This window comes from Bacteroides sp. MSK.20.82 (genome assembly GCF_019052485.1).
In the GTDB taxonomy this organism is placed as follows: Bacteria; Bacteroidota; Bacteroidia; order Bacteroidales; family Bacteroidaceae; genus Bacteroides; species Bacteroides thetaiotaomicron.
Genome location: NZ_JAHQUN010000018.1, coordinates 94,489 through 103,565 on the forward strand (window position 1 = coordinate 94,489; position 9,077 = coordinate 103,565).

Sequence of the window (9,077 nt, forward strand, 5' to 3'; positions counted from 1 at the left end):
TAGTGAAAATTGTCGAGTTGGCGAAGTTTCGGAGGTGAAAAATGCAGAATAAAAGCGGAATTAGTGAATGGGAAAGTAATCTGATATTCAATGGTTTATAAACACAAAAGGCCGAACTTAAAAGTTCAGCCTGAATGCTATATAGAATTGCTATTTTTCTATTATTAAGCGAGCTTGTTGATGTAAAGAGCCAGCTTAGATTTCAGATTGTTAGCCTTGTTCTTGTGAATAACATTTGTCTTAGCTAACTTGTCCAACATCTTAGTGATGCCAGGATACATTGCAACAGCTTCTGTTTTGTCAGTAGTTGCACGAAGTTTTCTAACAGCATTTCTCATGGTCTTACCATAATATCTGTTATGAAGTCTTCTTGTCTCTTCTTGTCTGATTCTCTTCAGTGATGATTTGTGATTTGCCATTTCGACTAATCTATTTTTTTAGTTCTTTATTCTTTTTACTTGTAGCCCGTGGGGGAATCGAACCCCCCTTTCAAGAATGAAAATCTTGCGTCCTAACCGATAGACGAACGGGCCATCCTGTTGTTGCATTTCTGCTTTTTGCTCTCTCGAATCAGTGTTTGTTTCTCGATTGCGGATGCAAAGGTAGGAACTTTTTTGAAACTGACAAACAATTCATGAAAAAAATATGTAGTTTTTTCTCTTTTTTTCTGTATGGTGACTCTATAGTGCTTGATTTTCAATAAAATATGAGATTGCGATTTTTCGAAAAAAATATCTTCGTCTATAAGACTATGAATAATGTGCTATATTTACACCTTATTATATATAAAGGTTAAGGAGTATAGTTGTGAATTATGAGAAAAGTAAAGTGTTTATAGATATAGCCAGGTGTATTATTTGCACCTTCTGCTTCATGTATAAATCAGAATTGCATTTTTGTATACATGTGCCGTCGAGTAACGACCCTCTTCTTGTAGATTCCGGATGTATGCTTTTGCGCATCCGGTAAAGCTGTTTTTATTACTTTTTCTTTTCATACTCTTGTCTATATTTACTTGTTCTTCAGGGAGTATAACAAAAATAGCAATCTTTTTTGTTGTTAACGCCTCTAAAAAGCTCCCGATTGCCAAACATTTTTTTGTAGTTTTGTTCCGGAATGATAAAAAGAGGAGTGCATTATGCTGCAAAAGACGAAAGGAATAGTTCTACATACGCTTAAATATAATGATACTTCTATCATTGTAGATATGTACACGGAGTTATCCGGGCGGACTTCTTTTCTCGTTCCTGTACCCCGTTCGCGGAAGGCGGCAGTCAAGTCAGTGCTCTTCCAGCCTTTGTCTTTCATTGAGTTTGAGGCGGATTTCCGTCCGAATGCTACTCTCTATCGGGTAAAAGAGGCGAAGTCTTTTTATCCTTTTACCTCCATTCCTTATGACCCGTACAAGTCTTCAATGGCACTTTTTCTGGCAGAGTTTCTGTATCGTGCTATCCGTGAAGAGGCTGAAAACCGTCCGTTGTTCGCTTATTTGCAGCATTCTGTCATTTGGCTGGACGAATGTCGCGAAGGGTTTGCCAATTTCCATCTGGTTTTTCTGATGCGTCTTTCCCGTTTTTTGGGGTTGTATCCGAATCTGGAAGATTATCACACCGGTGATTACTTTGATTTGCTGAATGCCTGTTTCACTTCTACTCGTCCACAGTTGCATTCTTCTTATATTAATCCCGAAGAGGCTGGACGTCTTCGCCAGCTGATGCGCATGAACTATGAGACGATGCACTTATTTGGCATGAGCCGTGCGGAACGCACTCGCTGCCTGACGATTATGAATGATTATTATCGTTTGCATCTGCCGGATTTTCCTGCATTAAAGTCGCTGGATGTACTGAAAGAATTGTTTGATTAGCAGTTTATACTTCTTCCACTCTCACCAGTTTCCAGCCTTGGAATACTAATGCGATACTCTTTAATTCTGTAGTCCCTTTGTCTTGATGAATCCATTCGCTTGCTGCATACTGTTTCAGTTGTATTTTGGCATTGGACAGCAATTTTTCTATCTCGGTGTCAGAAGCATCCCGTTTTGCATATTTCACTTCGATACAGTAGCTGTATACCATGTCGGGAAGTTGCAGTAGACGAGGTTGCAGAAAGATATCTGCATATCCTTTGTTGCTTTCATATTCGGGGCGGGCAATATAATAATGTGTCAATCCGAGGTAAGCCAAAATAAAGGTTTTTACATAAGCTTCACCTTCTATGAACTCGCGAACACTGCTTTGGGCATTCAAGCGGTCGGCAATGTATGTGAAGCAATTTTCCCATTCTCCTTTGTATGCCATTCGTTTCATTCGGTCCACCAGCTTATCTGTCTCCAGATATAGGTCGGCGGAATCTTTGTAGATGTCTGCCATGTAACCGTAAAGTTGTTCGCGCACTGCCCAGTTGGGGACGCTCAGTATGGGCTCACCCATTTCCATTCCGCTGATGGTTAGCATGCCGTAATAGTAGAGTAGGCTTTTAAAGTTTTCCGGTTTGATAATGTCTTCGGCTGGGAAACTGTTTGCAATGATTCCGGTAGTAGAACCTTTTTCAACAATCTCTTGTACAACGCTTGCATTTTCACCGAAAGTTTTGTCTACGTGGATGAGGTGGCGCAGCTTGTTGTAGTCGGTGCGAATATTAGCATCGAGCATATTGTCAGGGATGTCTTCATTCAGCATATAATGATTCATGAAATAGAGCACCATATCTGAATTGTACATAGACGGTTCCTTTAGCGCTTTCATGGCGAAACAGTAATTGTCGTACCATGGTTTCATGATGGTTATTAGTTCATCTGTAGTGTGCGGTAGTTCCCGGTAACTTTTGTAATAATCGATCAGAGTGCGTACTTCTTGTTCATTAAATCCCATCATATTATTAAAGATAGGTGAACTGCTATAATTATCCGCAATGTTGAATCCGCTAGTGAGATCGTCCATTGTTACGGGGCTTACGCCTGTAAGGAAGATGCGCTCGATCACTGAACTTGAATAGTCTTTTACCACTTTAAGGAAACTACGGAAGAATCCGCTGCCATGAGTGATGCTGCGATAACGTTTATTACCATAATCTACCAGAATATTGTTGGCAAAGTTATCGTACTCATCAAGGATAAGATATATCTTTTGTCCCTTGTTTTGGGCGCTTTGGCACAGTGATCCCAATAAGGCATCTCCTGTTTTTAATTCATGTAGCTTTTCAACGGCTTCTTTCCCTAACAGATGAGCGTTTCGTTCTGCAAATCCATCCATTACGATTTTGCAATAGGTGTTGAATGTTTCTTCCAAACGATCCATATTGGCGGCTACACTACTGAAATTGAGTGTAAGCACCAGATATTTGTTGCGATCAGGCGTAGGATGCTTGCCTATATAAAGATTACCAAAGATTTTCTCGAATTTATCTTTTTGGTTGATGTCGTAGTATAAACCGAGCATGTTTAGGAAAAGGCTTTTTCCGAAACGTCGAGGACGGACAAAGAAGAAGAAGGAGGTCACTTTTTCTACTTTGGCGATATATTGTGTTTTGTCTACATAGTAATAGTTTTCAAGAATTATTCTCTCGAAGTCCGTCATCCCATAAGGTATTTTCTTTATTGCTGCATCCATAATTGCTCCCTCTTTAATGTTGAGAACAAAAATAGTTTATTTTCCTTTATGTGGCAACTAAACAGGGGTGATAATAACTCTCTTCTAAAAATATGTATTACTTTTGTCGTCAACAAAATAACTAGATAACGACCGACATGAAAACAATCGTAAACTTAACAGCATATATTCTTATTCTATTAGGACTTTATAGTTGTAACGATGATGTATTCGTCGACGACTTCCGGACTTCCGATACCGAATTTACTTTGGACGGGAATGGTGATGAGGTAACTATTCGTTTTGCATCCTCCAATTGGGATTTGGTTTGGATGTATACTTACGATAGTGACTTTACCCATCAATATGAAGTTTATGATGCCGACGACAATCTGATAATGAGAAACCAGGATGTCTACCTGAAAGGATTAGGTAAGATTGTGTGCAATGAAAAGCTGACCGATTTCATCATTCAACGCAGTAACCCCAAAGAGCTAAAGATAACGGTGGGCGAAAACGTCCGTAACGACTACTTTAGATTCATGCTTGTAGTGAGCAATGAGTATGAATCACAAGAAATATATGTTCAAATTACTCCGTCGGACAGATATGTGTTCGATCATATCACTTATTCTTTAAATGGGTATTCTCATGAATGGAGACTGGAAGAAACTATGAGTTTTATACAATCTAATAATTTAGGTACTCCCTCCCCATGCCTGTTATTCCCTTACAAGGACGCCCACCATGAAGTGGTGTTCAAAAGCGATGACCCTGAGGCTTTCCGACTATTGGGAGGAGATAATCCGACAGTAGAGATACCAAGCATGGAAAACGAATGGTTGGGAATGAACGGTGTACAGGCGCAATATACGTCTGAGCAGCAAGCGCTGCCTTTGCCTTTCCCTGATACGGAGAAGAAGGAGATTTCTATCCCGCCTAAAACTACCCAACGTATCATCGTGCTGTTAGAATGTGAGTGGTTCGAAACGGAGTACACCCTTTATGCTGTTCACCCTAAGAATGGGAGACAGCGCACTATAACCGGTACGTTGCAAAGTAAAATGCCCGGAAAATGTTACATAGCACGCGAGAATATCAAATGAGTAGAAATATGAATACCAGACGGTCTCTGTATATAATCTGCTTGCTGCTGCTTTCAGCAGTCGGCAACAAATTGGACGCTCAGACAGTAGTGAAATCTGTCCGACAAGCGAATGACAGCACCAACCATGCCCTCATCCATCAGATCGGTTTTGACGTTCGTCCGGGCTATGTAGCTCCGACAAACAGTTTCCTTGAAGGCGATAATGCACAACGGCAGAAAATTGATCGGTCACTTTCCCTGCACTTGAAGTATGCTTTCCAGTTCAGCAAAGATTCCTATTTGGGGAGGTTGTATCCTCATGCCTATCAGGGCATCGGTGTTTCGCATAATACATTTTATAATTCCGCTGAACTGGGAAATCCAGTGGCGGTATATGCTTTTCAAGGGGCGCCTATTGTACGACTTTCATCCTGTTTGTCGTTGGATTATGAGTGGAATTTCGGTGCTTCTTTCGGTTGGAAACAATATGATGAACATAGCAATTGGTACAATGACGCTATCGGTTCTAAAATCAATGCGTATATCAATTTGGGCTTTGTCTTGAACTGGCAGTTTTATCCACAGTGGAAACTAGCAGCAGGGGTAGACTTCACTCATTTCTCCAATGGAAATACGCGTTATCCCAATGGAGGTCTCAATACTATCGGAGGGAGAGTCGGCATTGTACGTACCTTTAATGCCGAAGATAAGGCGTCCGGAGCAATTGCTCCCAAACGTCTTTACATAAAGCCACACGTCAGCTATGACTTGTTGGTATACGGTGCCACTCGCAAAAGAGGATTCGTTAAAGAAGGTATCCCCACTTTGGTTCCCGGTTCGTTCGGTATTGTAGGTCTCAATTTTGCCCCGATGTATAATTTCAATAACTATTTCCGGGCAGGACTTTCTGTGGATGCGCAATTTGACGAGAGTGCTAATATTAAGGACTATAAGCTAGTAGGAACTTATGGGGATGATATAAAGTTTCACCGTCCTCCATTCCGCGAACAATTTGCGGTGGGGTTGTCTCTTCGGGCAGAACTGGTGATGCCTATTTTCTCCATTAATGTCGGTATCGGACGAAATATGATATATAGTGGCGATGATACGGAAGGTTTCTATCAAATATTGGCTCTCAAAACTTATGTTACCCGCCATTTGTTTTTGCACGTGGGGTATCAGTTGAGTAAGTTTAAAGACCCTAACAATTTAATGTTGGGGATTGGATATAGATTTCACGATAAGCGGTGAAAGGGGCTGTAGTTTTCAAGAAACACTTCGCTTTTGAACTATATTTATCTGAAGATTAGACTACAGATAACAAATAGATTATTAGTCAATAAAATGAAGAAACTCCCAAACGAATATCTATTTACTCGAAATGTATCTTTAATACAGTACAAAATCGATATGATCAAAAGTATAAACTGAAAAAGTATAAATGGTATCGTTAGTAGTTCTTGAATCCACCCTATGAAAACTAAGTCAGATTTTGCGAAATAGGCATTTAGATATAATAAACAAAAATAACCGATTATAGCGAAACTTATCCAAAAAAGTTTCTTCTCCGAAATTATTTTTGTTATTATATCCATGGTCAGTCTATTTGCCATAATGTTGTGTATTGTAGTTTGTACAAAAGTATGATAAAAATATTATAGACATAACTATTTTTCATTTATTTACTTTTTATGTCCTTGTTTATTTTTAATCTAAATAGATGGCCTAGCCTTTAGGTCCCCTTAAGAACTTCTGCATACCTTGTTTGAAATGCTCAATTTCTTGTTAAATTGAGACTCTAATCAATTAATCTTTGAATTTCAATACCTGCGCTCGCTAAAATTTGATTTTAACAAGCAGCAGGTATTTGTAATTCAGCAGACTCTACTTAATAATTTATTGAAGACTGCTATCATTTTGCTCTGTCATCCTAAGCTTGCCGAAGGATCTACTCTTTATTTATATCAAAGAAAAGATTCTTCACTACGCTCTGAATGATAGAATGATACTTCTATCTGGCCTTTGATACACTCTTTCTTCTAGTTATAATATAGCACTTTACTAATTGTTAAATGCATTCCATTATCAATACAACTTGAAAGAGGAATTTATAACCTCAAACTATATCTTTTAAAGAATTAGTCTACCCTATCCAACTCTATTGTAGCTATTTTATCTTTATCAGGACTAGCTTCATTTTGTATAAGAGTTATGTGATTTTTGGTATAACTTTTAATTACCCAAGGAGCCCCGGCAAGTTGAAACGCAATATCATTAAATGTAATATAGCTCCCTTCTATCATGTAGGTAATATCAAATTCATCATAATCTTCCCAAACCACTTTTCCTTTTTGGGTATCTACGAATTGTATACCGATACCTCTATCTTTCAAACTCCATGCGGCACAATGTCCGGTGCCACGCCATGAAGTTTGATAGAGAGCTTCGGGAGTGAGTTGCCCCACCTGTTCCTGCTCTTCATTGTCCTGATCATCACAAGCTATAAAGCAAAAAGCTACTAAAAACAAAGCGAAGAGCATCAATAAAGAGGACTGTTTTATATTATATTTCATATCTAATTAAGTTTTCAATTTACAAAAATAGTTTATATATTAACATGATTCTTACATACATAAGCATCTGTTTTCAACTCTAACAGGACAAATGAATTATTGTCTTTATATGAGTTGATGTCTACTTGATTTCGTGTTTTAGCGATTATCCTCAATGTCTATAATCCAATGATTTTATATGAATTTGCTAATGTTGTTATTGATATTTTCTTTTCAGGTAGTGATTCTATCCAGTTTCTAATGCCATAGATATCTAAGATTCTATCGTCCCCTTTATTTATGTAATATGATAAGCAAAGATGAGTAGCAGGATCGTAAATATATTCAATATTAGTCTTTTCATAATAAAATCTATAAAAGTTTCTTTCATTAAATCCTGTTAGTTCTATGCATAATGGTGATTTTAAAGTAGGATTCAGTTTAGTCTCTTTATTATATGATATTTCTATGTCAGAACTAAAAAACTTAGATTTTTCAGTTGCTATTTTTTCTACTTTCTGCATGAAAACTTCATTGTTCTCATTTTTTCTTAATTCTTCATCTGTAGCGGATGACGCCATAGCGTCACTCAATATTATTCTATCTGTTTGCCTTGTAACTAAAACGGCTGCTACATCATAAAGAGCTTCATTGGAAGGTGTTGTACGGGCGAGAACTCTCACGATTTCAATGCGTGGAGGTACTAGCTCTTTGTTCGCAGGTAGTATCTCGTTGAAGGTGTCATCAAGGCGTTGTTTGAAATTTTGCTCGAGTACAAAGGCTGATAGAGGATACAGGCTATTGTCTGCTATATCTATCATTGTATTGTTAGCCATGTCTTTTAAAGAATATCTCCACGGTGTTAAGTCTATATTGATATTAGAAACTTTTGTATTTATTGCTACGCTTTGACTTACTTCCCCTCCAAATGTTTTCATATCTAAATAAGTATCTGTACTTTTAAAGGTTTTTGTTGCGTCAAAGTTGGAACCGTTGAAACCTAAATTAATACTAGTAGCGTTATTGAGGTTAATTACTGAAGTGTTTATAGAAGTATACATGTCATCTTCTTTTTGTTGAGCGGTTGTCCCTTCTTTGGCTTTGCTTGCGAATAAGGCATAAACCTTTCCTCCTGTAAAATAATCTGTTAATATGAATTCACCAAATTCGTTAAGTATGGATGCCATTGGGGCATTATATAGGATATTTGTGAAAATATGATTCTGAAATTGGCTTATATACCATAGTCTTGAACTTGGTAAATGATTTAATGTGGATTGCCCTTTTAGAAAAGAAACTTCGAGTTTACCATAAGTAGCTTTTTCTATATTACCGAATAACTTTGTGATTGCTTCCTTTTTTTCTGTTGCGAAAACTTTAGGATTGAAAGTAAACTCAGATGATACCTTTTTGCCAAATCTTGAATCATACAAGTATTTGTCGAGATTATTATAAGTGAAAATATTAGTCTCTGTTACAGTTATAAGTTTCTCTTGTAGATAAGAAGGTCTATATTTTCTTATAGAGTCAATGTCTATTATTGGAAAGCCTAAACTATTTATGCTTCCTTGTATATAATCCCCATTTTTTATTTTATAACTGTATCCAAGGAAGGTTCTGTCTTCGCCTGAAACGCTATTTCTGGTTTGTGGCTTGTTTAATATGAACTTCTTTATTAAGGGTAAGGGAAGATTTGGATTTCTTTCTTGTAGTATAATGTTGCCTTCTGTATTTTGTCCATTATTTGTCGGAATAATGTCGAGATTCTCAATATCATTTGTGCAGGATGCAAAGTAAGCCCCCGATAAAGTACCCGTATAAAAAAGAATCGCTATAGCAAATCGAACA

At 37.6% G+C, this 9,077-nt stretch carries 7 protein-coding genes, 1 tRNA gene and 1 pseudogene; 3 read left to right on the forward strand and 6 right to left on the reverse strand.

Annotated elements, in window-relative coordinates:
- Window positions 1-164: 164 nt before the first annotated feature.
- The 3 genes and pseudogenes from rpsT to KTR07_RS15755 all read right to left on the reverse strand — a co-directional run.
- The gene (gene rpsT / locus KTR07_RS15745; RefSeq protein WP_008763686.1) at window positions 165-419 is read right to left on the reverse strand and encodes a 30S ribosomal protein S20; all 255 of its coding nucleotides are present in this window, start codon (window positions 417-419) and stop codon (window positions 165-167) included.
- 42 nt (window positions 420-461) lie between these two features.
- Window positions 462-533: transfer RNA gene (locus KTR07_RS15750), tRNA-Glu, on the reverse strand.
- A gap of 341 nt (window positions 534-874) precedes the next feature.
- Window positions 875-997, reverse strand: a pseudogene (locus KTR07_RS15755) (integrase); the annotation flags it as partial.
- Between the two features lie 141 nt (window positions 998-1,138).
- On the opposite strand from KTR07_RS15755, the gene recO reads away from it, so the two are divergent.
- Window positions 1,139-1,867: a DNA repair protein RecO gene (gene recO, locus KTR07_RS15760; protein ID WP_008767625.1), complete on the forward strand. Its 729-nt coding sequence runs from the start codon at window positions 1,139-1,141 to the stop codon at window positions 1,865-1,867.
- A 4-nt stretch (window positions 1,868-1,871) separates the two neighbouring features.
- Here recO and KTR07_RS15765 read toward each other — a convergent pair whose 3' ends face one another.
- On the reverse strand, window positions 1,872-3,611 hold the full coding sequence (locus tag KTR07_RS15765) for an ATP-binding protein (protein ID WP_113747947.1): 1,740 nt from the start codon (window positions 3,609-3,611) through the stop codon (window positions 1,872-1,874).
- Between the two features lie 137 nt (window positions 3,612-3,748).
- Between KTR07_RS15765 and KTR07_RS15770 the strand changes: the two genes are divergently transcribed.
- Both KTR07_RS15770 and KTR07_RS15775 read left to right on the forward strand, forming a co-directional pair.
- Window positions 3,749-4,696, forward strand: coding sequence for a hypothetical protein (locus tag KTR07_RS15770; RefSeq protein WP_011108824.1), 948 nt, complete (start codon window positions 3,749-3,751; stop codon window positions 4,694-4,696).
- Window positions 4,693-5,928: an acyloxyacyl hydrolase gene (locus tag KTR07_RS15775; RefSeq protein ID WP_048696474.1), complete on the forward strand. Its 1,236-nt coding sequence runs from the start codon at window positions 4,693-4,695 to the stop codon at window positions 5,926-5,928. The genes KTR07_RS15770 and KTR07_RS15775 overlap by 4 nt, the downstream gene beginning before the upstream one ends.
- An 887-nt stretch (window positions 5,929-6,815) precedes the next feature.
- Here the strand turns inward: KTR07_RS15775 and KTR07_RS15780 are convergent.
- Both KTR07_RS15780 and KTR07_RS15785 read right to left on the reverse strand, forming a co-directional pair.
- On the reverse strand, window positions 6,816-7,217 hold the full coding sequence (locus KTR07_RS15780) for a hypothetical protein (protein ID WP_048696497.1): 402 nt from the start codon (window positions 7,215-7,217) through the stop codon (window positions 6,816-6,818).
- A gap of 191 nt (window positions 7,218-7,408) precedes the next feature.
- Complete coding sequence (locus tag KTR07_RS15785; RefSeq protein ID WP_217315458.1) at window positions 7,409-9,064, reverse strand: MAC/perforin domain-containing protein; 1,656 nt, start codon at window positions 9,062-9,064, stop codon at window positions 7,409-7,411.
- Between the last annotated feature and the right edge of the window lie 13 nt (window positions 9,065-9,077).

What these genes read in the sequence shown, in the direction of transcription:
- rpsT (WP_008763686.1), bottom strand. Translation starts at nt 419, where the DNA reads ATGGCAAATCACAAATCATCACTGAAGAGAATCAGACAAGAAGAGACA.
- recO (WP_008767625.1), top strand. Translation starts at nt 1,139, where the DNA reads ATGCTGCAAAAGACGAAAGGAATAGTTCTACATACGCTTAAATATAAT.
- KTR07_RS15765 (WP_113747947.1), bottom strand. Translation starts at nt 3,611, where the DNA reads ATGGATGCAGCAATAAAGAAAATACCTTATGGGATGACGGACTTCGAG.
- KTR07_RS15770 (WP_011108824.1), top strand. Translation starts at nt 3,749, where the DNA reads ATGAAAACAATCGTAAACTTAACAGCATATATTCTTATTCTATTAGGA.
- KTR07_RS15775 (WP_048696474.1), top strand. Translation starts at nt 4,693, where the DNA reads ATGAGTAGAAATATGAATACCAGACGGTCTCTGTATATAATCTGCTTG.
- KTR07_RS15780 (WP_048696497.1), bottom strand. Translation starts at nt 7,217, where the DNA reads ATGCTCTTCGCTTTGTTTTTAGTAGCTTTTTGCTTTATAGCTTGTGAT.